Below are 22,165 nucleotides of genomic sequence, written 5' to 3'. Positions count from 1 at the left end.
CGTTCAGTCCAGTTGCGCGCCCGATTGCTTGACGACGGCGGACCACTTGGCCATCTGACCGCCGATGAACTTGCCCAGTTGCTCGGGCGAGTTCGACGGCGCCGGCTCCAGGCCTTGCGAGGCGAACAGTTGCTTGACCTTGGGGGTCGCCAGCACTTCGACAAACGCCTTGTTGAGCTTGGCGACGCGATCGGGCGGCGTTCCGGCCGGCGCGACGATGCCGAAAAACACGCTCACGTCGAAGCCCGGAACGCCTTGCTCGGCCACGGTGGGCAGGTCGGGCAGCGCCTGCGAGCGCGCGGCGGTGGTGACGCCGAGCGCACGCAGCTTGCCGGCCTTGACGTAGGGCAGGGCGGTGAGCACGTCGGTGAAGCTCATGCTCACCTGGCCGCCGAGCAGGTCGTTCAGCGCCGGGCCGGTGCCCTTGTAAGGGATGTGCTGCAGATCGACGCCGGCCATCGCGTTGAACATCACGCCGGCCAGGTGCGACGAGGCCCCATTGCCCGACGACGCATAGCTCAGCTTGCCCGGATTGGCCTTGGCATAGGCCACGAGCTCTTTGACGTTTTTCGCCGGCACGGAGGGGTTGACGACCAGGATGTTCGGCAGATGGCCGACCTGGATCACCGGCGCGAAGCTCTTCACCGGGTCGTAGTTGACCTTGCGGTACAGGCTCGAATTGATGGCCAGCGGCCCTGAGGTGCCGAACAGCAGTGTCTGGCCATCGGGTGCGGCGCGTGCCACGAACTCGGCGCCGATGTTGCCGCCTGCGCCAGCGCGGTTCTCCACGATCATCGGCTGGCCGAGGCGGTCCTTCATTTCAGCGGCGAGGGTGCGCGCCATCGCATCGGTCGGACCGCCCGGCGGGAAGGGCACGACCAGCGTGACGGGTTTGTCCGGGAAGGTGTCGGCGTGTGCAGCCGGCAGCAAGGGCAATGCCGCGGCGGCAGTCATGAAGAAGGTCGCAAGAATTCGCATGTGTGTGTCTCCGTCTTTTGTGGGTCGAATGAGGTGTGGCGCGATCAAGCCACTCAGGCCGTGGCGAGTGCTGACGCTGCGGGGCTGGCCGCCCAGCCGACCGGGATTGCATCGGGTGTCAGCGGGTCGCGCGGAAGCACGCGGTGCAGCAGCACCAACTGCGCCCACTCGACGCGCTGCGCCGAACCGGAGCGTGAGCCCTCCCATGCCATCGCGATCGCGCTGCAGGTGTGATACAGGGCGGAGGCAGCCTGGCGGGCGATCACGTCGCCGCCTTCCTGAGTCGCGGTGGTGGCGAGTGCGGCAGCGCGGGCCAGCGCGTCGCGCAGGGCCGATGCAAAGGCAGGTGCCACCACGGTCTGGTCGAGCAGCGTGGAGAAGTGGTCCCGCAGTGCGCTCAGCGAGTCCTCGCGCTTGATGGCGCGAAGCACGTCGAGCGCGACGATGTTGCTGGTGCCTTCCCAGATCGAGCCCAGGTGCGCATCACGCACCAGGCGCGGATCGGCCCATTCCTCGATGTAGCCGCAGCCGCCGCGCACTTCCATGGCGTCGCCCGTCACCTTGCGGGCATCGCGGCAGGCGCGGAACTTGATGAGCGGCGTGAGGATGCGCAGCAGCGGATAGGCGGCCTTGTCGCCCTGGTCCGAACGCGCCAGCGCCAGCGCGGTCTGGAACACCATGGTGCGCGCCTGCTCGGAGGGCAGTCGCAGCTTCAGCAACTGGCGCTGCATCAGCGGCATGTCGGCGAGGCGCTTGCCAAAGGCCCGGCGTTCACTCGCAATGTATTCGGCCTCGGCAACGGCGCGGCGCATCAGCCCGGCGGCGCGCACGCCGTTCGACAGGCGCGAGTTGTTGACCATATCGGCCATCTGCACGAAGCCGCGTCCCTGTTCGCCGACGAGATAGGCAACGGCGCCTTCGAGACGAATCTCGCCGCTCGCCATCGAACGCGTGCCGAGCTTGTCCTTGAGGCGGATGATCCGATAGTGGTTGGCGCTGCCGTCGTCGAGCTGACGCGGCAGCAGGAACAGCGAGACGCCCTTCATGCCGGCCGGTCCACCGTCGACGCGCGCCAGCACCATCGCGAAATCGGCGTCGGGGTTGGAACAGAACCACTTGTCCCCGCTGAGGCGCCATTGGCCGGCTTCGTCCTGCCAGGCGCGCGTGACGGTGGCAGCGATGTCGGAGCCGGCTGCCTGCTCGGTCATGAACATGGCGCCCTGCGCCAGCGTGTCGAAGTCCAGCGACTGGAAGCGCGGCAGGAAGCGCGCCACCAGTTCGGGGCTGCCGAACTTCTTGAGCGTGCGCGCCAGCGAGTCGGTCATCGAGACCGGGCAGCACAGGCCGAACTCGGCCTGCACGAAGAGATAGGTCAGGATGTACTTGACCAGTGGCGGCATCTTGCCCTTCCAGCCCAGCGTCTCGTCGCGGTGCGACATGGCGGCGAGCCCGAATTCGCTCAGCGCCAGGCGTTCCATCTCGACATAGGCCGGGTGCTTGATCACCTTCTGGTCGTCGATGCCGGTGCGCGTGCGGAGCTTGAGCGTCGGCGGGTTGCGGTCGGCGGTCTGCGCCAACTCGTCGAGCGGGCCGCCGGCCAGTGCGCCCAGTCGCTCGAAATGCGGCTGCATGTGCCGCGCCAGATCGGGCGGGAGGTACAGCGCAATGAGCTTGTGCAGCTCGGTGTCGGTGGTGAAGAGGTTCTGCCCGTGGCGGTCGGGCACGGGATGGGCGGCGTTCGCTCCGGCTGGGCCGGTTGTCGATGCGGTGCTGGACATGGCTCGTCTCCTTTGTGCCCGGATGTTCGAGCGCTCGACGATTCTTGTCCAATATCAAATAGGTCTCGATTGATCTGGTTTGCCTATCGTGGGAGACTGCGCCGCATGGAACTGCGACATCTGCGCTACTTCGTCGTGCTGGCCGAGGAACTGCATTTCGGCCGCGCCGCGCGGCGGCTTTCGATCTCGCAACCGCCGCTCAGCGTCGCGATCCGGCAGTTGGAGGAGTCGGTCGGTGCCCGCCTGTTCGACCGCAACAGCAAGGAAGTGCGCCTGACGCCGGCCGGCGATGCGCTGCTTGCTTCGGCCCGCGCACTGCTGCGGCAGGCCGAGGAGGCGGCGCTGGAGGCGCGCGATGTGTCACAGGGCTCGGCAGGACGACTGCGCATCGGCTTCGTCGGCGCGATGCTCTACCGCGGGCTGCCACAGGCCTTGCGCAAGTTCCAGGCAAAGCACCCGGCGGTGCGCGTCACGCTGTCCGAACTCAATTCGGGCGAACAGATCGCCGAGTTGCTGCATGACCGGCTCGACTTCGGCTTCGTGCACACGAGCCGCATGCCGGCGGAGTTGAGGCACGTGCTGTTGATGACCGAGCCCTTCGTCGCGTGCCTGCCTGTCGGTCATCGCCTCGCGCGGCGGCGCACCGTGCCCACGGCGAGTCTGCGCGACGAACCTTTCGTGCTGTTCGCGCGCAACGTGTCACCGGACTATCACGAGCGAATCCTCGCCATCTGCGCGGACGCGGGTTTCCGGCCGGAGGTACGCCATGAAGTGCGTCACTGGCTCTCGGTGGTGTCGCTGGTGTCTCAGGGCATGGGCGTCGCACTGGTGCCGAATGCGCTTCACCATTCGGCGTTGCGCGGCGCGGTCTTCCGGCCGCTGGAAGAGCAGGGCGCGCACTCCGAGTCGTATTGCGTGTGGCGCGATGGGCCGGAGAACGTGGTGGTCCAGGCCTTTCTGCGCACGGTGCGAGCTGGGCGTATGAGTTGACTCAGGCGTAGAGGGCTCTTCGGCCATCCCCTCGCACTGGTCCAGCAGCATCTGGATCCGAACCATGGGAAGTTGATCGGGAAGATCGTCGCGGGCTATTCGTGGCGCACCATGAGAACGGCGCTGTGAGTCTAGAAGGCAACGATGTCCAGGGGGCCGAGCGAGTGGGCGGCGAACCTCGCGAGGCGGCACGGACTGCATCCGCGTCCAATCCCTGGGCTTGGACGGGCGGTTGAACTCACGTCCGAAGAATCCGCATGCTGTATGGAGTGGCTTCTACAGAGCAGCATTACAGCGCAACGAGATACGGCGGGCGTGATGGCAATCCATCGCGCCTCGCAGGCGTGTCGGATAGAGGTTATCACCTCGAACCTATGAAACTGGGCGGCAGTGGGCGCTGCGCGGCGCCGCGCCTAAACCCCCTTCCGAAAATCCCGCGCGTCTGGTGGCGGCATGCTGCCCGTATAGGAGTTACGAAGCGTTTCTGTATGGCATAAGATGCCCATACGCATACGAACAGGAGGCCGCTTTTTATGCTCACCGACATTTTTGCCGATCGCTATTTGAAACGAAAAATTTGGGAAAATGTCGGTGAGACCGAGAAGCGTCTATTGGTTCAGGCCTTCACCTTGCTCAAAGAAGACGTCATCCCGTATTGGACGAAAGACGGCAAGGTTAATGACATATACAAACCCCACTGGGAGTCTATACAGAAAAAATTGTCCCGCGAACTTGGGATGCAGAGCCTCTCGCCGCTTGCAGGCGGATACTGGAACCAATTCAACGGCGCGAAGAATTGGGTTGGATTCACCTACTCGTTAGACAAGGTTTGCGAGAACTTCCTTCTCGCTGATTACAACGGCGGTGAGCCTGATCGCTGGATGAAAGAGCGAGTTAGTCTTGTCGAATTGGGATTTCGCGAGAGGCATAACGATATTGAGCGTGCGAATTTAATTTTTTCGCTGCAAAGCGCCAAAGAGCGCGAAAAATTGGACCAAACAGTTCAATTGATTAACAAGCTGGCGGAATTTGGGCAAGCCCAAGGAGGAAAACATGATTCAATCTATTCCTCCCCGGCGGCTAGGGCAAATCAAGATTTAAACAGAAAATACGAACAATATGCACACGAACTCAACGTTCGATTTCAGCGTGCCGGAGTGCCTCTCAACTATCACAATGGTTTCATCCAAATTGCGGAGGATGAGCAGGTTGAGCGCAATATCGCGACGCCTTTCTGGAGACTCGTGAGTGCCCCCAAATGGGCAAACGTGGACACCGACATGAAAGAGGCGGTGGATCGCAGGGAGTCCAATGATCGCGACCCGTCGATGTACGCGGCGAAAGCCTTGGAAAGCACCATAAAGATCATCTCCGGCGAGAAGGGCTTCACGCGTGGGACTGAGAAGAACGCCAATCACTACATCGACAACTTGGTCTCGGACAAGAATGGTCGCTTTATTGAAGTTTGGGAAGGTGATGCGCTCAGACACATCTTCAAAGAGACTCGCAATGATTTTGTCCACGGCCCAGGAGAGAAGCCGATGCCCGCGCTCACAAAGCAGCAGGTGGACTGGGCAATCGAGTCATGCATGTCCTGGATAAAGTCTCTGATTGGACGCTTGTCAATTACCTGAGCGAGGACGCGAATGGACTACAAAACATGGCTACCGCTCGCTGGTGTGATAGTTGGTTGGTTGTTGGGTCAAGGTACAACCCTGTCACGAGATTGGTGGGCCGCGAGGAATCTGCGAAAGGGACTGCTCACCGAGCTGGAGGATGTGTACGCCCAGACGGAGCGATTGGTCTGGATTCATAGTCGGCACCTTCAGCTTGCGACTATCAAGGCCGTTGAGAACACAGTCCCTCTTCCTGTGCAGGCGATGTTCTATGAGAAATTCTTCAAGGAGGCTTTCCGGCACTTGAATCGAGAACAGCGGTTGTCCTACCAACTCATTCACGGACAGCTCAACAACTACAACGAGCAATCTGGCATGTTCAGCAAAGAGACCCGAGAGTTTTATGACGAATTCAGCGACACAGACCCTTCCGATAAAAAGACAGAAGCCATCGAAAAATGGGGCGACCGAAGCAAGGAGCTTTACAGATTAGCAACGGTCATCCGATGGCACATTCGTTTTCACCTAGACAATAGAAAAATGCCAAAGATGGACATAAAAGGGGCAGTGCACGAATCCTATGTAAAATTTCTCAACGAATTGGAAGAGGAAATCAAGAAGATTATGGAGGGGGCAAAAAATCTGAAGCCAGACGCTTTCCGGAAGATTTATGACCCGACGCATTTCAAAAAGACCTTGGCTCCGGCCGAGTGACTTCGTCCGGAGCGAAGTCGAATCGGCGCGATCTTGGTGGTCTCAGGTCAAGGGGGCAGCGGCGGGTCGAACGAGTAGCGGAAGAAGCCGTACATCACCAGCAGTGCGTCACGTGCGTCCTGCTCCATGATCGACTTCGGATGAGACTTGCGGCTTGACACGCGTTGGCTAATCGTGTCTTGGTCGCTCTCATGGCGGCGGTGCACGAATGGATTGCGGAAGTCGTTCAGTACGGTCGCCCCGATCAGCAGGTCTTCGTTGAACAGCCCCGCCTCGCGCGCTTGGTTAATCGCCGCAGTCATCGTCGGAGACTTCTTTTTGGGCGGCAGCGGTGGTAGGGCGTCATTGATCACGTGCTCGACGTAGGCGAGCGCCAGGACCAACGTCGCGATGAAATTGCCGTTGACGAAGCTGCTGCGGGCCTCCTGCATCACCCCAGACGTTTCCGAGCGTTCCCAATAGGCGCCGACCTGAACATGATGCTTCCCCATCCAAATATGGCGCTCTGCGCGCTCGTTGCGGTCCTCCGGATCGAGTTGCTCAAGGCAGGCAATCACGCGCTCGCGATATTCATCGTCGGTTTCTGGCCTTTTCGTTCCATCGGGATTCGTGCGAGGCGCAAACGGATATGTCGCGGCCATACCTAGCCGCGCTCTGCCACTGCGCGCACCACTATGAACAGCAGCACCATCGCAAGGGCAAACAGCACCTTCCAAACAGGCGACGAGTACTGGCGGTGGCTCGGCGGCGGCCCGGTGTAGGGGCCATCCGTGTTGTCGGGCAGGTAGAACGTGCCGCCACGCTCAACCGTTTCGGCATCCTTGCCCGTTCGCCGCTTCCACCAAGCCCGTTGTTCTGGCGTCATCCGGCCAATATACAAGCGCGCCGTTGACGTTTTGCAGGTGGCACAAGCTCATTCTTCGTCGCCGTGAAATTCTTCGTACAGGTCCGCCAACGATTTTCCATTGAACGACCAATACAACTTCGACGCCACACCGCGACCAACGATTTCAGGCATGAGCTTGAGCGAGACGCGCTGCAACGAGGATTCCTCGCCTTGGTAATTCACCGTGTGCGGCCCGGCAATCGTTGCTGTCGTGACGCCGTCCCTGAACGTAATGACGTCGCCGACCTGTAGCCCAATCTGCAAGTAGTCGATCTTTGGGCGCATCTTCCGCTTGTCCTTGGCTGCGGATTCAAGTGCTTCAGGGTCCGTCTTGGCCTCCGCCTGTGCCTCCACCTGCGCCGTCACTACCTTCCCCTGGTGTAGCAACTCCAGAATAGCCACTACTTGACTGGGCTTGGTTCTGAAAAACTCGCGCGAAGGATTGATGCGGTCTGGAGCGAACGCAAGGTGAAGCGCCTGCTCCACCTTTCTTGCGTCTGGAACATTGCAGGCATAGACGCAATCGAAGGGAAGTGGAACCGCGCTGCTGCTACCCAGGGTTGCGATGCGCTCGCCTGCATCTGAAGCCCGCGTCATTCCAATCTTGACGATACCGGGCATCGCTGGATTCGTCAGCACGTAGACCGTTTGAAGTTCCTGCTGCGAGTTCGTCTCGTCCATTTTTGTTCTCTCGGTGTTGTCCAACGCATTGTCGCCGCGCGTGGGGCGTTGACGCGAGGAGGGGCGCGGCAGGCTGACCGGCTGCCGCCTGTGTAGGGTAGGGTGGTCCACCGCCCCGAACGGCCTCCGGACACTTCCCTTCAAGCGCCTACCCGCCTCCCGCCTCCCGGCGCCCGCAGGCGCGGCGACTTCAGCCCGTAGGAGTGCCCGTCCGGTGGCCCGTACACCGCGCGACAGGATCGGAGTACAAAACGGAGTGGAATTTGCCAAAAACCACCGTTCTTCAGAGGGAACTGAGGTTTTGATCGAGAACATCTCTTGCTTCTGCGAAGAGCTTCAGCGATAGATCATCGCTGCTGGCAGCACGTGGTTCCCGACTCAGCGAGAGATCACGCCGCAGCCAGATGCGGCGGCAAGTAGGAGAAGCGGGTCGTCACGAAATCATGCGAAACCCCTGCAGGGCGCGCCTGACTGAGTAGTTCGCCGCTGATGTGAGTAGTGCGCTACGCATGGCCGAAGAGGGTCAGGCTGCAGTCATTCGCATCCGCACAACCGGAAGCCGCCCCCGCTGCACACCGGCCGTATTGACTGCCGCAGGCGAAAGGCAGAGTAGGGCCCGCATGAGCCGCTTAGCGGGCAGACAGTCGGTCCTCGACGGAAGCCCTCCGACATCAAACCGGAATTCTTGACGCGGATTGGCAACTGCAAGGCATGCAAGTGCGCGTCGCACCTTGCACGGTCGTCCCATACGCAATGGCTGCTGCGGCAGCCCCTGGCTATACTGCGCCGGTCACGTCAAAAAAAGAGGCGTGATCGGGTGTGGAAGCCCGTGTAACCCGCTGCGACGCAAGCCGCAGTTCTCCGCAGAGGGTCTGCGGCTTCGCTGTTCGTGCCACCATTTTTAGGCGGCTCGGGCGGGGAGCCGAAAGGCTCGCCGGTTCGCGCAAGCGGGTTCCCGGTCTTCCACACCTGTTCGAGCCGCCGCCCCATGTGGAAGTGGGTACGTCGGCCATACCAATCCGAACCCGCAGGGAGGCCATCCATGGCTAAATCCAATCGCGCATCCGTGTCACCGCTGCGCAAGGCGTCGTTATCTGCTGTGCAGCTCGACGACGATTTCTGCAATCTCAAGCAAGCCCTTCGCGCTGTCACATGCCTCGAAGGCCTGCTGACGCCGATCTACCTGACGCCACCCCACGAGCAGTTCAGCATCGAGCCCGGCGACCTGCGCGCGCTGGTCGCGGTAATCAATGCCGAACTGGTCCGCTGCGCCGAGCCCGTCGACGCTTCCATTCGTTCGCTCCGCAAGGCCCTCAAGCACAAGGTGCACTGAGCGGGGCTCGGGTCAGGCGTAGAGCGGCTCTTCCGCCATCGACTCGCACTGGTCCTGCAGCATCTGGATCTGCCCCTTCCAGTAGTCGCTGGTGCCGAACCATGGGAAGTTGATCGGGAAGATCGGGTCTTCCCACCGCCGCGCGAGCCATGCGCTGTAGTGGATGAGCCGCAGCGTGCGCAGCGGCTCGATCAGCGCCAGTTCGCGCCGGTCGAAATCGCGGAACTGCTCGTAGCCATCGAGCAGGCCGCTCAATTGGCCCGTGCGCTGCGCGCGGTCGCCCGACAGCAGCATCCACAGATCCTGCACCGCAAAGCCGGTGCGCGCGTCGTCGAGATCGACAAAGTGCGGGCCGCCGTCGGGCCGGTCGGTCGGCGTCCAGAGGATGTTGCCGGGGTGAACATCGCCGTGCAGGCGCAGCTTCTTCAGCGCCGGGTCCGCGGTGCCTCGATCGTCCGACCCCAGGGCGGTGACCGCAATCATCTCGAAGGCCGCATTGCAGGCGGTTTCCCATTCGCGCTGCACGTCGAGCGGCACCATGTCGTGGCCCAGCAGCCAGTCGCGTGATGCGATGCCGAAGGTCTGCAGGTCGAGTGTGGGGCGCGATTCGAAAGGCTTGCGCGCCCCGACGGCGTGGATGCGTGCCAGGAAGCGGCCGACCCATTCCAGCACTTCGAAATCGTCGAGTTCCGGCGCGCGGCCGCCGCGGTACGGGCTCACGCTGAAGGCGAAGCCGCCGTGGCGGTGCAACGTCTGGCCGTCGATCGCGATCGGCGCCACCGCGGGCACTTCCGCCGCCGCGAGTTCGAGCGAAAAGCCATGCTCTTCGAGGATGTCGGCTTCGCTCCAGCGCCCCGGCCGGTAGAACTTGACCACCACGGCGCTACGGTCTTCCAGGTACACCTGGTAGACGCGGTTCTCGTAGGAGTTCAGTGCAGTCAGGCGGCCGTCGCCGTGCAGGCCGAGCGTTGCCAGCGCGTCGAGCACCACGTCCGGCGTGAGACTCTCGTAGGGGTGGGCGGAGGCTTTCGCCGCAGACTGGGTCATGCGGCGATTGTCGCTATCTGAAGGACTAGTTTCTCGACAGCGAAAGAATGTGCCCGACGCGCGGATCGCTTCGGGCCGCGAGCACTTCGGCATAGGCGGCTTGCACTTCGGCCGCGCCGTCGTGGTGCTCGGCCCGAAGCCACGGCGCCTTCGGGTTGGTCACCCGCTCGATGAAGGCATGCCATGCCTGCTTCATGCGTTGGCCAAAGGCCTCCGGGCCCCATTCAGAGGTGCGCTTCTTGATCTGCGCCGGCGCGAAGAAAAAGGTCGCGCGCGGGCCCGGAAGATCCTTGCCGCTGCCGGGCGCGGCCCGCTGGTCGACGTGTGTGCTGCCGATCGAGGCGCTGTGCTTGAGCTGGCTGAATCGCGTGTGGATCGCCTGGCGCAGCGCGCCGTTGCCGGCGAAGTCCACGTAAACGCATGGCGTGTCTGCGGAAATCTGATCGAGCTCTTCGTAGGCCAGCACGCGGTGGTAGCAGCCCAGGCTCTCGCAGAAGGCCTTGTTGGCGGCGGACGTGAGGCCGATCACCTCGATGCCTTCGCGTTGCGACAACTGAAAGGCGGTGCCGTAGGCCGTCTTGCTCGACGCGCTCGACAGCAACACCGCGCCGGGGCGCGCGCCGAAGAAGTCGTTGTCGTCGAGGAAGTCGTCGATCAGCCAGGAGGTGATGAAGAGCGGGCGCAGCAGCGCCTGGATGTCTTCGGTGTCGGCCGTGTAGAGCGGATCGGACTTGCTGCGGAAGTACTGGTTGTAGACCACCGGCAGCGCCGCACGGTGGGGCGCAGCGTCGGCGAAGCGCTCGGGCGACAGGCGCTCCGGCGTCAACACGACGGCGGACGCCATCGGGAAGTAGCCATACAGGCGCTCACCCACCGCGACGCCCGGGTGCAGCGAATGCACGACGGTCGCGAAACCCCACACGGGAATGCTGCCCCAGCCTTCCTCGCCGGTCGGATAGAACTGCCAGTAGCTCATCGCCTCGCCGAACGCGGCATAGGTGATGTTGTTGGACGTGAGGGCGAATCGTTCGATCCGCACGCGGACCTGCCCGTCGGCAAGCCGCGCGTCCTCCGCGGTACGCATGCGGGTGGAAGCGAGATCGTCCTTGCGGATCAAGAAGTCGGTCGTGCTCATGAGTCACCTCCTGTTTGCCATGGGCGCGCGGAGACCTTAGCGCAGACCTGCGTCGGTTGCATGAAAAAGACCCGCCCGATCGTCGCATAGGCGACGCCCGGACGGGCCTTGTCGAAAGCGCTGCTGGGATCAGGTGATCAGGCGATCGACAGTTCCACTTCGACGTTGCCGCGCGTGGCGTTCGAGTACGGGCACACCTGGTGCGCCGTTTCAACCAGCAGTTTCTTCTGTGCGTCGTCGAGGCCCGGCAGCGTGATCGCCAGCTTGACCGCGATGCCGTAGGCTGCACCGTCGTCGATCGGGCCGAGGGAAACGCTGGCATCGATCGCCACGTCGTCCGGCACCTTGACGTTGATCTTCGGCGCCACGGCCCTCATCGCGCCGATGAAGCAGGCCGAGTAGCCGACCGCGAACAGCTGCTCGGGGTTGGTGCCGGGCTTGCCCGAACCGGGCGGGCTGAGCTTGACGTCGAGCGCGCCGTCGCTGGTCTTGCCGGCGCCGTCGCGGCCGCCGATGGTGTGTGCTTGCGCGGTGTAGAGGACCTTGTCGAGTTTCTTGACCATGATGATTCCTTCTGGCTGGTTGGAGAAATGAATGCTTCGACAACGCGAAGCGCGGGAGAAAACCGGAAAACTAGGCGGCCTTGATGCGGTCCCGCAGTTGCTGCACCTGCTGAGTGAGCGAGACCAGGTCGTCGATCGAGCATTGCGAGGCCGCCAGGAGACAGGCCGGCACGCTGGCCGCGCGCACCTTGAGCTTGCGGCCGGCGGCAGTGAGGCTGATGCGCACGCGACGCTCGTCCTCGACGTCGCGGATGCGCGCCACCATGCCATTGACTTCGAGCCGCTTCAACAGAGGGGTCAGCGTGCCGGAGTCGAGCGAGAGCTTTTCGCCGAGTTCCGACACCATGAGGCGGTCGCGCTCCCACAGCACCAGCATGACGAGGTATTGGGGATAGGTCAGCCCGATCTTGTCGAGCAGGGGCTTGTACAGCTTGGTCATCGCCAGCGATGCCGAATAGACCGCGAAGCAGAGCTGATTGTCCAGACGCAGCATCTCGTCGGCGGAGGGTGCGGAAGGGGCTGGAGTGCGCATGGGCTGAAGTGTAGCTGACAATTAAATTGTGTGCAATTTAAATTGTTGCCGGATGTTCCGGCAAAGAGTTCCAGGGTCAGCGACCGGAGAAACGCGCCGGCCGGCGCTCGATGAAGGAACGCACGCCTTCGGCCGCGTCCTCGCTGTTCGACAGTGTCTTCTGCACCGGGATGAAATCCTCCACCGCGGCGAGGGGACCTTGCTCGATCGCCTTGATGACGTTGAGCCGCGTCGCGACCACCGCCAGCGGGGCCTGTGCCGCGATGCGCTGCGCAATGCGCAGGGCTTCGTCGAGTTCCTGCCCGGCAGGGACCACGCGTTGAACGAAGTTCAGGCGCAGCGCCTCGGCGCCGTCGAACTCGTCGGCGGTCAGCAGGTGCAGCATGGCATTGCCGACACCCGCGCGCTCTGCCATGCGCAGCGTGGCGCCGCCCGTGGCCATGATGCCGCGCTGCACTTCCATCTGCGAGAAGCGGCAGTCGTCGGCCGCGACCACGATGTCGGCGCCGAGCATCAACTCGATCCCCACGGTGAAGCAGATGCCCTTGACCGCCACCACCATCGGCTTGGTGCGGCGACGGTAGCCTGGCAGTCCGAAGTCGTGCGGCTCCACCAGCCCGGTCGGAACGGCCTTTTCGCCGCGCTTCATGAACTCGGCCACCGCCGGCAAGTCGAGCCCTGCCGTGAAGTGATCGCCGAACGCGTGCAGCACGCCCACCCGCAACGCCGGTTCGTCATCGAGCCGCGTGTAGGCCTCGGCGAGTTGCCGGAACATCGCGGGCGTCCATCCGTTGCGCTTGGCCGGGCGGTTGATGCCGATCAGCAGGACGTGGTCGAGCACCTGCGTGTCGATGCAACCCTCGGGCGGTGGCGTGGTGGGCGTGGCGGTCATCCATGTCTCCATGTTCAAAATGAAATTCCCAATTCCAGGAATACCGCGGAACCGGCTCTGCCGGCCCGCTGGTATTGCCCCCCTGCAAGTGCACCCGCGGTCGAGGCATTAAAAAAAGTGTTCCTCGAGTGAAAAAGTGCATCGGTGTGGCTCATTTTCAGGCCGGTGTATCCCGAAAAGTATCCCTTTTATCCGGCCTCGATCGTCGAGGCGGATTGGGAGCCGACAGAGTACACGAACGCCCACGCGTGCTGTGATGATCGAACGCTCACACGGCGCACAATCTCCGACGTGTGTTGACCACCCCAGGGGGGCGCTCCGATGCCAGATTCACGAACACCGACCGAGCGGCTCGTCGACGAGCTCTCGCGACAGCTTGCCGAATGGCCGAGCCGCGCAGTCAGCATGCGCGCAGCAGTGCTTTTCATAGGCCTGCACGAGCGGCTCGCCGACACGCTCGCGGAGAGCGGCAGCACGCCTCGTGCCGAAGCCGAGGCCACTGCCACGGAAGTCGTTTTTAGCCTGCTCGACGGCTTCGCTGGCGCTGCCGAGGCGATGGTGTCGGCCATGACCCGCGCAGCAGCTGCGGCAGCGTGCGCGACGCGCCACTAAGCCGACGCAGAGCCATCGCGCCGCCGTTCGGCGATGCAACGAGGTCGCTTCTATGAGCGGGCACTGAAGTAGAGAAGCGATTCGCTCAGCTATCCTTCAGTGCGATGGATCATGGACCTTACGTCATACACGAATTTGGTGAAGCCGCGGAAGAGCACTATGGCAAGCACATAGGTTGGCTTACAGCGGCCACACATAGCGCCATCTCATGGCCACAGGAAGACGTTCGGGTTTGCTACGACGGCGACGACTATTTTCTTCGCGGCGTGAGGGCGCGAAACGGACACATGAGCAGTCCAGCCATCACCATGCGTTGGTCCGACGGCGAGACGAACACGGTGCTGGGCAAGATGTACAGGTTTGCCTCGATTCTCGGTTGGTACAAACGGAGCTACGTCGATGTCGGCCAACACATATATGGTTCCCATGCGATGCTCTTTTCCGAAGCATCGAACATCTCCGAGACCCTCGCGAGCAGCCCTCATGGATTCAGCTGCAACTATTTGCCTTTGATTCGCGACGAGCAGACGAGGCGAGCGTTGGCATTCTGGCGCGAGGGCTCCAGGCTCCGGTATCTGCACGCGGGGTACTCGTTCCTAAGCTTCTTCAAGGTCATCGAATCGCAACTAAGTGCGGCTGCGGCCCGCAAGTCCTGGTTAGGCCAAGCGATTCCACAGTTGGTCGACGAGGCGGGCAAGCGAGTCGGTGAGCTTGCTGCCCAAGGATTGGATGTCGGAAAGCACCTCTATGAAAGCGGAAGGTGCGCGATTGCTCATGCCCAGTTCAGTGATGGTCGAGGCGACCCAGACATCGCACAGGACCGCGTGAGGCTTGCCCGAGAACTCGACATCGTGGAGGCCCTTGCGCGCAAGTACATCTCGGAAGTGCTCGAGGTTCCGGACGAGATGGACGTCTATCGCACGCGCAACCGCCTCGAACCGCTTGCCTCCTACGTTTCTGAGTCGCAACGGAATGCGCTCCGAGCGCTTGAGCATGTGTCTCGGCGAAGCTTCGGATTGCGTGAACTGCGCGTCGGCTTCGCAGAATGGCCAGAAGCACCGGCTGCGGAGTTCTCCAATTTGCGCCTGCGCGTCGCCGCCGTCCAAAACGGCATCGTTTTTCTCCAGGCGATCAACGACGCGGAAACCATCAAGATCAACTTCACACTGGATTTCCCGCGAGGGAAGGCTCACATCGATCCTTATCAGTCGGTCTATTCAAAGCCCGTACGGATCGGCTCTGCTGCCGACGCCATCGCCGCGGTCTTGTTCCGCAAGGCAGTGCTCGGGAATGGGCGAATGGAGTTGTGGCTTCCCGACGGCGGGCGGATGGACTTCGAGGTCGTCATTCCCGTAAACATCGACTTCGGAGCTACCTACCGCGACATGGATGCGGAGATTGAATCGCTCCGGCGTCTGGGATCGCAGTCGCTGAACCCGGATCCAGCGTCGCCCGCTTCCGCCGCTCCTTGATGCGGGGGGCGGGTCGCTCGCGCACGAGTGACCGAGTGACACCACGCCCTCACGGCGAAGAGAGATTTTTTCTCCCAAAAGGGCGATTCCAGTGCGGGTCTCCTAATTCACCGCCAACTGCGGTTTGATCTTCCGAAACTGCGCGCAATCGAGAAAAATCTATCCGATTCGGCGAGCGAAGTTGGACAATCTCGCCATGTCCGACGAAGCGCCTGCACTCCGCTTGAGCTATTGGGGACGCCCCGGCGCGGCGATCGACCAAGCGCTCACGCATGAGCTCACCGAGCACGCGCGCGCTTGTCATCGTGAACAAAGGCGGCGCGACGACGCCGAAGCCATCGGCTCTCTCGTGCGTGACGCGATCCTCGCCGGTGAGGTGTCGCAGGCCGCTGTCATGAGCCTCCTGGTCGCCGCGCCGCCACCCGTGCCGAGCCTGCGCCAGCACATCGCCGCGACGCTGCGCCAGTGGGCCGGTGCGTTGATCCCTTCGTCACTTCGAAAAGGAGCCCCGCATGGCTGAGACCACCACCACCACGAAAACAGTGAGGGGCTCCTTCTGGAACGACGGCGACGGAAATCAGGACGCCGAGTTCGAGCTCGCTCGTGCAATGCATCTCAACACGATCGAGATGAGGCACGAGGCCCAACTTGCGGCGACCGCCGAGCGCGTGGCCGAGGCCGCGAGCAGCGCTATCCTGAGCGGCGCTTCGAGAGACGCGCTCGTCGCTGCCGTGCTCGGGGCGCTTAAACCCGTCGAGACTGGCCGTCGTCCCGACCTCATGGGCGGCTTCGTCGCACGGCCATGAGCTACTGGACCGTCGCCGATTCGGCGCCGCTTGCTGCTGCGCTCACTGCGTCTTTGCCGCGGGACAAGAACGGCCTCTTTGTCGTGGAGCACGGCGGGCGCATTGAACGCACGGCGCGGGCCGAAGTCGCACTGCTGCTCGTGCTGCACGGCACTGTGGGGAAGCCCCGCGCTCAGCGATCGACGCGCCAGGTTGGCGCACTGGAGCGCGCACAGCAGGCGATCGCCCGCGCCGACGCTGCCGTCGGCAAGACGCGCGACTCTGCCCTGAGCAAGAGCGAGCGCGCTGCGGTCGATAAGCTGCCGAATGCAGCCGTGATCGACGTATTCGGCAGCGTTCTCGGGCGCGAGCTCGCCGTGCGCGATCGACGCCTGCTCGACCTCGAATCGCGGCTCGGGGCCGCGCCGACGGAACGCGCCGACACGCTTTCACGGGCACGGGCGGCGCTACGCCACGCCGAGGCCGTCTTGTAGACCCCGCAGAGGCGCGCAATGACCACGCGGCGCAGCACGCTCTCGCGCGACGAGAAAGCCGTCCTCGCCCACGGTCGCCGCCTCGGGCTTGAGGTCGCCGTTGCGATCCTGCGCCGCGAGGTCGAGCGACAGCCCACGGCCGCCGTGCGCGAGACGGCAGACCGCGAGACGACGACAGAAGGCCAAGCGCGCGCTCTCGTCGGCGCTCCGACTCGATCGGGCTACCTCACGAAGGGCGCGCCATGACATCGCGGATGCAGAATCGGACCGCAGAAATTTCCCGGCGACGGTGCGACACGAACCGGCCAGTGCAGACAGCAGGAGCTCCGGCCATGCGCACTGGTCCGGGCCGCGTCGAGCGGCAGCAACACCCCAGCCCCAACCCCGTGCGCGACGCTGAGACCCTGCGGTTGGCGCTCGTGCAGTTGCGCTCGGGGCGCTTCACCGCCGCCGAATCAACGCTCTCGAAGGCGCTCGAGCCGCAGAAAAAAACTGGCGGCTAAGGCTCGACGGCCATGCTCAGCAAGACAGCGCTTCGGCAAGCTGCCGCGCCCGTCGTGCGGCTGTACGCGAGCGAGCCCATGAGTCTGGAACAAGTCGGCACGGTGCTCGGTCTCTCACGCGAACGCGTGCGGCAAGTCGAGCAAGAGGCCCTCACGAAGTGTGCAGCGATGCTCGCGCAGCGCGGTTACCGGCTAGAAGACCTGATCGGCGATCCGCGCGAAGCCGTGGGGCTGCCGAGGCGGCGAATCCATCGCGACGAATGACTGCCGACTTGGTCCCCGTTGCACTCACCCCTTTACTTTTCCTTCGACCTGAATCCACGGACTACCCAGAAGACGGCCAAGCCAAGTGCGCCCACGACGATGCATGGAATCAGCGCCCTCAATGTGTACTCCAGAATCACTTCGCTCCGACGCTCCTGACGATACGCACGATCGGCGATAGTGACATAAGCATTCCAGACCTGTTGTTGTTGCTCTTCGGTCACCCCGACACGCAGTTTCTGAATGCGATCGGATCGTTCGTCTCCTCTGATCAAAAAGAACTGGTCCCCCGCCGGGGTCAGATCGTCAAGCACCAATTGATCGCGAAGAGCACGCGGCAGCTCATCGAAGAACGCAGGACGATGGACAGCCAAATATTGCTGTCTCGTTGCAGTTACCTCGTTGAACTTTGAGACGCCGTCGATCGCGGCGATCACGACCCATATCACCGACAGCAAAATCCACAGACGGGTCCAACCATTGAAACGAACTGAGCGAGAAATCAACAGGATCTCCGTGTTGGGGAATGAACTAAGGAGCCAAAATCAAGTAGCCCCGAGCGCACGGTGTTCCTGCGACTCTAACCGGCGCGCGACCGTCCGCTAAGACACCGCTAGTGGGATTCCGGCAGGCTCGTGACGAACTTCCGGCCTGGGCTCGCCGCACGTAGCGCGCCCCAGAGCCGTTTTCGCGGCCCGACGCTACTTCGGCTATGTCCTGAGCCTGTTCGCGTCGCCTTGCCCCGCGTGGGCGTGTGCACGGCTTCACTTCACAGGAGCTATGTGCAGCGTCGCAAACCGATTTGCCCCGAGTACGAGCACGCCAGACGCGGGGCCACCTTTGAACAGATCGGCGTACTGCGGTTTGGTGAGCTCGTAGACTTTCAAGCCGAGGCCAATGCCTTGCCTGTTGCGAGCGTAAAAGTTGACCGACTCCCACGCGTCCGTCGTCCATTCGTCGACCGCTCGGCTCTTATGCAATTCGTCGAAGTTTGCGGTCGGAACCCATACCTTTGCGAAGTAGCTGCCGTCGGCAGCTGGTTGGAGTGGCGCATAGCCGTTGACTCGAACGATTTCATCGTCCATGGGCGCACTCAGCGCGTGGATTTTTAGGTGGTCCGGGATGTCGACCTCGATCGTGTACTCATAGGCACGGTCCTTCGTGACCAAGCCGTTCGTGATGGCCGCAGCCACCGAGACATGCTCGATGTGTGAAGGGAGTTCACTGAGGTAGGAGCGATAACTCTTTGCGAAGGACGCCGAGAGGTGCCCGACGGTTCGTCCTTCGATCATCACCTTGACCGCATTCGCGTCGTGTGGGTTTTGATCGTCGGGCACGAGGTACGCGAGACAAATGACCAGCGAATGGGTGTTCGGCGGGTTTTGCGCTATCGCAGCGATCGCGCTGCGATAGCGCGACGTTCCGGCGACGGTGATCTTGAATGCACCTTTGGATTCCCAGTGCGCGTATTGCGGCAGACCCTTCATTCCGAACGCTCCTCTTGCCCTTCTGGCCGAAATTGGCCTCGCAGATTCTCGTGCAGGCCGACGCAGGGTCTTCCCGAAGCGTGCCGCATGCCGAGCGAAGCGAATAGAGCGCTTGAGAGGCGTCTTCAAAGGGTCAGTTCGGGGTGTCGTCGGCCATGTCGTCGAACCTCGAAGCCCCTGCACTCGTGGCACGGTGCCACAGCGCAGCGGCCTGCTCGCGCGACGACGACGCAGCAGCTTTGGCCGACGGGCGCGCTGCTGCGCCGATGCGCGCTCAGGTTGCGTGGCCCGCGCGGCGGTGACCGCCCGGTCAACACGTGCGCGTTCATGCGCAGTCAACACCGCGTCGACCGTCATGCTCGCCTGCACGTGCGGCTCACCGTCGGACCCGGTCCACGTGCCGAGCTTGAGCGCGCCGCTGACCGAGAGCGCCGCGCCCCTGCCGAGCGCGCAAAGGATGTCCTGAACCGTCGCCGAGAACGCGAACAGCGTCACGAACAGGCTCGCATCGCCGTCGTGAACGTGCAGCTTCGCGAGCGTATAGGGCTTGCCGCTCGGGCCCGTGCGGCGCTCGGGATCGGCGCTGAGCTTGCCCGTGGCGATGGCAACGATGGTCATGGCTCACACCTAAAAGGCTCGCCGAAGCGTTGAGCAACGATGCCCGCAAGCGCCGCCTGCACCCTTATTGGCTCGCCGACGGTGCGCGGCGAGTCGAACGAGCAGTGGAGAGGAGGCGGCGAGTGGTTTGCCTCGTAAGCGATCAAACAAGCACGCCCTTCCTTGCAACGCGATGAACTGAGAGGCTACCTGTCCATGTAGATCAACATGGACAGGTGGACATGACAGAAAAGCACGCAGAGTTGAAGGCCCGATTGGTCGTGGGGTACAAGCGCGACGGTCGAAGCGTCTACGACGAAGGGGCCAAGCAGGAATTGATTTTGGCGTGCCTGAAGCCGGGGGTTTCGGTTGCACGCATGGCGATGGAACACGGGGTGAACGCGAACTTGCTGAGGGCGTGGATTGCTGCCCACCAGCAACGCAGCGTCAAGGAGACGTCCACCACGATTGCGCAAACGCAGGATGAGGCATTCATTGCCGTGCACGTCGAGACAGGCCAGGACAAGGTGAACAGCGTGTCGCAGTGCGAGCGGGCGATGGGAGTGCCCGCGGTGGTCAGCGCACCTGCGATGGCCGTGCCGGTGAATCGTGACGAGGCGTCTTCGCCGCGGGCTGCCCCGGTGGTCGGGCTGCACGTGCGGCTTCCCAACGGTGTGCAGTTGGATCTGGGAGAGGCGAGCTTGCATGAGCTGTCGTCGCTGGTGCAGATGTTGGGGCGACTGCCATGTTCCGCTTCGACGAAGGACTGAGGGTCTACCTGCACCGCGAGGCCATCGACTTCCGAGTCGGCCTCAATGGCTTGGCGATCCTGGTTGAACAGGCGTTGGGTTTGGATCCGTTTGCGAAGGCGGTGTACGTCTTCCGCAATCGGCGACGTGATCGTGTGAAGATTCTCGCCTGGGACCGCAACGGGTTCTGGCTCATGATGAAACGGCTTGAGGAACAGGACCGTTTCAGCTGGCCCGACGCGGCGACGGTGCCGACGCTGACGGTGGAGCAACTGCACTGGTTGCTCGACGGCATCGACCTCGCCGTCATCCGCAAGCATCCCCATCGCTTCTACACGCGCGTGGCCTGATAGAGGGCCAGTCGCGGCGCGCAGCGCCACGAGGAATTCGCATGAAGATGCGATGATCCCGGAACGCTCGCGTTCGATGTGGATCGAAGCAGGCGATGGTTCAGATGCCCACCGCCGAAGAATTCGCCGCTTTGCAAAAGGCCTTGGCCGACGCCATGGGCGAGCTCCGCGTGGTGACCACCGAGCGGGACCTGGCGCTCGAGCGGCTTCGCGCGTTGCAGCGTCAGTTGTTCGCCGCCAAGAGCGAGGCGCGCGGCACTGATCAGAAGGACCTGTTCCTCAACGAGGCCGAGGCGCTCGCGCCGACCGCGCAAACACTGCCAGCCGAAATCGATGATGAGGACTCGACGCCGGTCGCTGGCCATCATCGCAAGAAGCGCGGACGCAAGGCGCTGGATCCCGCACTGCCGCGTGACATCGTTCGTCACGAGCTGCCTGAGTCCGAGCGTGTATGCGCGCACGACGGCCACGCGTTGGTGGAGATCGGCGCCGAGGTCAGCGAGCAGATGCACGTCATCCCCGAGCAGGTGCGCGTGCTCCAGCACCACCGCATCAAGTACGCGTGCCCCTGCTGTGACCTGAGTCTGAAGGTCGCGCCGACACCGGCGCGCATCATCCCGCGAGGCCTTCTCACTGAAGAGGCGCAGGCCTGGGTCATCACGGGCAAGTACCAGTTCGGCATGCCGTTGTATCGCACGGCCGTTCTGCTGCGCCGCTTCGGCGGCGACATCGTGAGCAACACCCTGGCCGCGGGCGTGGTGCGTATCGGCCTGGCCGTGCAGCCCATCATCAACCTGCTGCGTGACCACCTGTTGGACTCCGACCTGATCTACGGGGACGAGACTACTGTGCAAGTGCTCAAGGAGCCCGGTCGCAAGGCTCAAACCAAAAGCTTCATGTGGGCTCAGATGAACGGCAGCGGACCGCCGGTGCGACTGTTCGCCTATGCACCGGGTCGCGGTGCCGTGCACGCGCAGAAGCTCTATGCCGGTATCCGGCGCGGCGCCACGCTCGTGAGCGACGGGTATCAGGTCTACGACGGGATCGCCCAGGACCATGGCCTGACGCATCTTGGATGCTGGGTGCATGCGCGCCGACCGCTCATCAAGGCCGAGGAGTCGATCCCGAAGGCCGCCCGATCGCCGGACCAACTGGCCACACGGATCATCAAACTCATCGGCAAGCTTTATCGTGCGGAGGCGCTGGCCAAGGGGTGGGCGCCGCAACGCCGTCTCCGGCTGCGCCAGCGCTACAGCGCCTCAGTGGTCAAGCAGATCGAACAGTTGCTGCTCATGCACCTGCACGCCGTCACCCCAACGAGCCTGCTGGGCGAGGCGCTGCACTATCTGCACGGCCAGTGGCCCAAGCTCATCCGCTTCCTGGACAACGGGACCTGGCCGCTGGACTCCAACCCGGTTGAAAACGCCATCAGACCATTCGTCGTTGGTCGCCGTTCATGGCTCTTCGCCGACACTGTCGGCGGTGCGAATGCCAGCGCGAATCTCTACTCGCTCATTGAGACTGCCAAGGCCAACAACGTCGAGCCGTATCGCTACCTCGTCGCCCTGTTCAAGAAGCTGCCGCTCGCGCAGACGGCCGACGACTACGAGGCCTTGCTGCCCTGGAACATCGCGCTGCCAACTCCGTAACCCAACCCCGCACTTCATCAGCGTCGATGAACAGGGCGCGGTTTATTGACTGCTTACG

Annotated in this window: 27 protein-coding genes; 14 read left to right on the top strand and 13 right to left on the bottom strand. The window is 62.9% G+C overall.

Features of this window, described 5'->3' with window-relative positions:
- Positions 1-3: 3 nt before the first annotated feature.
- Both AC1DN9_RS07455 and AC1DN9_RS07450 read right to left on the bottom strand, forming a co-directional pair.
- On the bottom strand, positions 4-978 hold the full coding sequence (locus tag AC1DN9_RS07455; protein ID WP_478098779.1) for a Bug family tripartite tricarboxylate transporter substrate binding protein: 975 nt from the start codon (positions 976-978) through the stop codon (positions 4-6).
- Positions 979-1,031: 53 nt separating this feature from the next.
- Positions 1,032-2,756 (bottom strand): acyl-CoA dehydrogenase family protein, encoded by a 1,725-nt coding sequence (locus AC1DN9_RS07450; RefSeq protein ID WP_478098777.1) that lies wholly within the window; start codon positions 2,754-2,756, stop codon positions 1,032-1,034.
- Positions 2,757-2,861: 105 nt separating this feature from the next.
- Between AC1DN9_RS07450 and AC1DN9_RS07445 the strand changes: the two genes are divergently transcribed.
- The 3 genes from AC1DN9_RS07445 to AC1DN9_RS07435 all read left to right on the top strand — a co-directional run bounded on the left by AC1DN9_RS07445 (position 2,862) and on the right by AC1DN9_RS07435 (position 6,076).
- The gene (locus AC1DN9_RS07445; RefSeq protein ID WP_478098776.1) at positions 2,862-3,746 is read left to right on the top strand and encodes a LysR family transcriptional regulator; all 885 of its coding nucleotides are present in this window, start codon (positions 2,862-2,864) and stop codon (positions 3,744-3,746) included.
- A gap of 533 nt (positions 3,747-4,279) precedes the next feature.
- On the top strand, positions 4,280-5,380 hold the full coding sequence (locus AC1DN9_RS07440) for an AbiJ-NTD4 domain-containing protein (protein WP_478098775.1): 1,101 nt from the start codon (positions 4,280-4,282) through the stop codon (positions 5,378-5,380).
- 12 nt (positions 5,381-5,392) lie between these two features.
- Positions 5,393-6,076, top strand: a complete 684-nt coding sequence (locus AC1DN9_RS07435; RefSeq protein WP_478098774.1) for a hypothetical protein — start codon at positions 5,393-5,395, stop codon at positions 6,074-6,076.
- 47 nt (positions 6,077-6,123) lie between these two features.
- On the opposite strand, the gene AC1DN9_RS07430 is transcribed toward AC1DN9_RS07435, so the two are convergent.
- From AC1DN9_RS07430 to AC1DN9_RS07420, 3 genes are read right to left on the bottom strand one after another with little or no spacing between them, the layout of a single operon-like run.
- Positions 6,124-6,717 (bottom strand): hypothetical protein, encoded by a 594-nt coding sequence (locus AC1DN9_RS07430; RefSeq protein ID WP_478098772.1) that lies wholly within the window; start codon positions 6,715-6,717, stop codon positions 6,124-6,126.
- 2 nt (positions 6,718-6,719) lie between these two features.
- Positions 6,720-6,941 carry a hypothetical protein gene (locus AC1DN9_RS07425; protein ID WP_478098770.1) on the bottom strand — a complete coding sequence of 74 codons (222 nt, stop codon included), beginning with the start codon at positions 6,939-6,941 and terminating at the stop codon, positions 6,720-6,722.
- Positions 6,942-6,989: 48 nt separating this feature from the next.
- On the bottom strand, positions 6,990-7,643 hold the full coding sequence (locus tag AC1DN9_RS07420; protein ID WP_478098768.1) for a GIY-YIG nuclease family protein: 654 nt from the start codon (positions 7,641-7,643) through the stop codon (positions 6,990-6,992).
- Between the two features lie 1,042 nt (positions 7,644-8,685).
- Between AC1DN9_RS07420 and AC1DN9_RS07415 the strand changes: the two genes are divergently transcribed.
- The gene (locus AC1DN9_RS07415) at positions 8,686-8,976 is read left to right on the top strand and encodes a hypothetical protein (protein ID WP_478098766.1); all 291 of its coding nucleotides are present in this window, start codon (positions 8,686-8,688) and stop codon (positions 8,974-8,976) included.
- A gap of 12 nt (positions 8,977-8,988) precedes the next feature.
- On the opposite strand, the gene AC1DN9_RS07410 is transcribed toward AC1DN9_RS07415, so the two are convergent.
- The 5 genes from AC1DN9_RS07410 to AC1DN9_RS07390 form a co-directional block, all read right to left on the bottom strand.
- Positions 8,989-10,023, bottom strand: coding sequence for a serine/threonine protein kinase (locus AC1DN9_RS07410; protein ID WP_478098764.1), 1,035 nt, complete (start codon positions 10,021-10,023; stop codon positions 8,989-8,991).
- Between the two features lie 25 nt (positions 10,024-10,048).
- Positions 10,049-11,158 carry a DUF2855 family protein gene (locus tag AC1DN9_RS07405; protein ID WP_478098763.1) on the bottom strand — a complete coding sequence of 370 codons (1,110 nt, stop codon included), beginning with the start codon at positions 11,156-11,158 and terminating at the stop codon, positions 10,049-10,051.
- A 137-nt stretch (positions 11,159-11,295) separates the two neighbouring features.
- The gene (locus tag AC1DN9_RS07400; RefSeq protein WP_478098762.1) at positions 11,296-11,721 is read right to left on the bottom strand and encodes an organic hydroperoxide resistance protein; all 426 of its coding nucleotides are present in this window, start codon (positions 11,719-11,721) and stop codon (positions 11,296-11,298) included.
- 70 nt (positions 11,722-11,791) lie between these two features.
- Positions 11,792-12,253: a MarR family winged helix-turn-helix transcriptional regulator gene (locus AC1DN9_RS07395; RefSeq protein WP_478098760.1), complete on the bottom strand. Its 462-nt coding sequence runs from the start codon at positions 12,251-12,253 to the stop codon at positions 11,792-11,794.
- A gap of 76 nt (positions 12,254-12,329) precedes the next feature.
- Entirely contained in the window at positions 12,330-13,145 is an 816-nt protein-coding gene (locus AC1DN9_RS07390) for a crotonase/enoyl-CoA hydratase family protein (protein WP_478098758.1), read from the bottom strand.
- Positions 13,146-13,466: 321 nt separating this feature from the next.
- Between AC1DN9_RS07390 and AC1DN9_RS07385 the strand changes: the two genes are divergently transcribed.
- From AC1DN9_RS07385 to AC1DN9_RS07365, 5 genes are all read left to right on the top strand, one after another.
- Positions 13,467-13,757, top strand: a complete 291-nt coding sequence (locus AC1DN9_RS07385) for a hypothetical protein (protein ID WP_478098756.1) — start codon at positions 13,467-13,469, stop codon at positions 13,755-13,757.
- Positions 13,758-14,044: 287 nt separating this feature from the next.
- A complete protein-coding gene (mauJ, locus tag AC1DN9_RS07380; protein WP_478098754.1) occupies positions 14,045-15,229 on the top strand; it encodes a methylamine utilization protein MauJ in 1,185 nt (394 codons plus the stop codon).
- Positions 15,230-15,425: 196 nt separating this feature from the next.
- Entirely contained in the window at positions 15,426-15,749 is a 324-nt protein-coding gene (locus tag AC1DN9_RS07375) for a hypothetical protein (RefSeq protein ID WP_478098752.1), read from the top strand.
- Entirely contained in the window at positions 15,742-16,035 is a 294-nt protein-coding gene (locus AC1DN9_RS07370) for a hypothetical protein (protein ID WP_478098751.1), read from the top strand. Before AC1DN9_RS07375 ends, AC1DN9_RS07370 begins: the two co-directional genes overlap by 8 nt.
- Positions 16,032-16,508: a hypothetical protein gene (locus tag AC1DN9_RS07365; protein ID WP_478098750.1), complete on the top strand. Its 477-nt coding sequence runs from the start codon at positions 16,032-16,034 to the stop codon at positions 16,506-16,508. Before AC1DN9_RS07370 ends, AC1DN9_RS07365 begins: the two co-directional genes overlap by 4 nt.
- Here AC1DN9_RS07365 and AC1DN9_RS07360 read toward each other — a convergent pair.
- Positions 16,482-16,694 carry a hypothetical protein gene (locus tag AC1DN9_RS07360; RefSeq protein WP_478098749.1) on the bottom strand — a complete coding sequence of 71 codons (213 nt, stop codon included), beginning with the start codon at positions 16,692-16,694 and terminating at the stop codon, positions 16,482-16,484. The two genes, AC1DN9_RS07365 and AC1DN9_RS07360, sit on opposite strands and share 27 nt — an antisense overlap.
- Before the next feature lie 146 nt (positions 16,695-16,840).
- Here AC1DN9_RS07360 and AC1DN9_RS07355 point away from each other — a divergent pair, with 146 nt between their 5' ends.
- Both AC1DN9_RS07355 and AC1DN9_RS07350 read left to right on the top strand, forming a co-directional pair.
- Positions 16,841-17,011 carry a hypothetical protein gene (locus AC1DN9_RS07355; RefSeq protein WP_478098747.1) on the top strand — a complete coding sequence of 57 codons (171 nt, stop codon included), beginning with the start codon at positions 16,841-16,843 and terminating at the stop codon, positions 17,009-17,011.
- Between the two features lie 12 nt (positions 17,012-17,023).
- Positions 17,024-17,275, top strand: coding sequence for a sigma factor-like helix-turn-helix DNA-binding protein (locus AC1DN9_RS07350; RefSeq protein ID WP_478098745.1), 252 nt, complete (start codon positions 17,024-17,026; stop codon positions 17,273-17,275).
- Between the two features lie 32 nt (positions 17,276-17,307).
- Here AC1DN9_RS07350 and AC1DN9_RS07345 read toward each other — a convergent pair whose 3' ends face one another.
- Both AC1DN9_RS07345 and AC1DN9_RS07340 read right to left on the bottom strand, forming a co-directional pair.
- Positions 17,308-17,781 (bottom strand): hypothetical protein, encoded by a 474-nt coding sequence (locus AC1DN9_RS07345; protein WP_478098743.1) that lies wholly within the window; start codon positions 17,779-17,781, stop codon positions 17,308-17,310.
- 258 nt (positions 17,782-18,039) lie between these two features.
- Positions 18,040-19,380, bottom strand: coding sequence for an HIRAN domain-containing protein (locus AC1DN9_RS07340; protein ID WP_478098741.1), 1,341 nt, complete (start codon positions 19,378-19,380; stop codon positions 18,040-18,042).
- 221 nt (positions 19,381-19,601) lie between these two features.
- Between AC1DN9_RS07340 and AC1DN9_RS07335 the strand changes: the two genes are divergently transcribed.
- The 3 genes from AC1DN9_RS07335 to tnpC all read left to right on the top strand — a co-directional run bounded on the left by AC1DN9_RS07335 (position 19,602) and on the right by tnpC (position 22,107).
- Entirely contained in the window at positions 19,602-20,129 is a 528-nt protein-coding gene (locus tag AC1DN9_RS07335; protein WP_478098739.1) for a transposase, read from the top strand.
- Positions 20,105-20,458: an IS66 family insertion sequence element accessory protein TnpB gene (tnpB, locus tag AC1DN9_RS07330; RefSeq protein ID WP_478098737.1), complete on the top strand. Its 354-nt coding sequence runs from the start codon at positions 20,105-20,107 to the stop codon at positions 20,456-20,458. The genes AC1DN9_RS07335 and tnpB overlap by 25 nt, the downstream gene beginning before the upstream one ends.
- Positions 20,459-20,562: 104 nt before the next feature.
- Entirely contained in the window at positions 20,563-22,107 is a 1,545-nt protein-coding gene (gene tnpC, locus AC1DN9_RS07325) for an IS66 family transposase (protein ID WP_478098735.1), read from the top strand.
- Positions 22,108-22,165: the final 58 nt, after the last annotated feature.

The sequence above is a fragment of the Variovorax sp. 05L425 genome (assembly GCF_056397705.1).
This window is presented reverse-complemented; position numbering and strand designations above follow the sequence as displayed.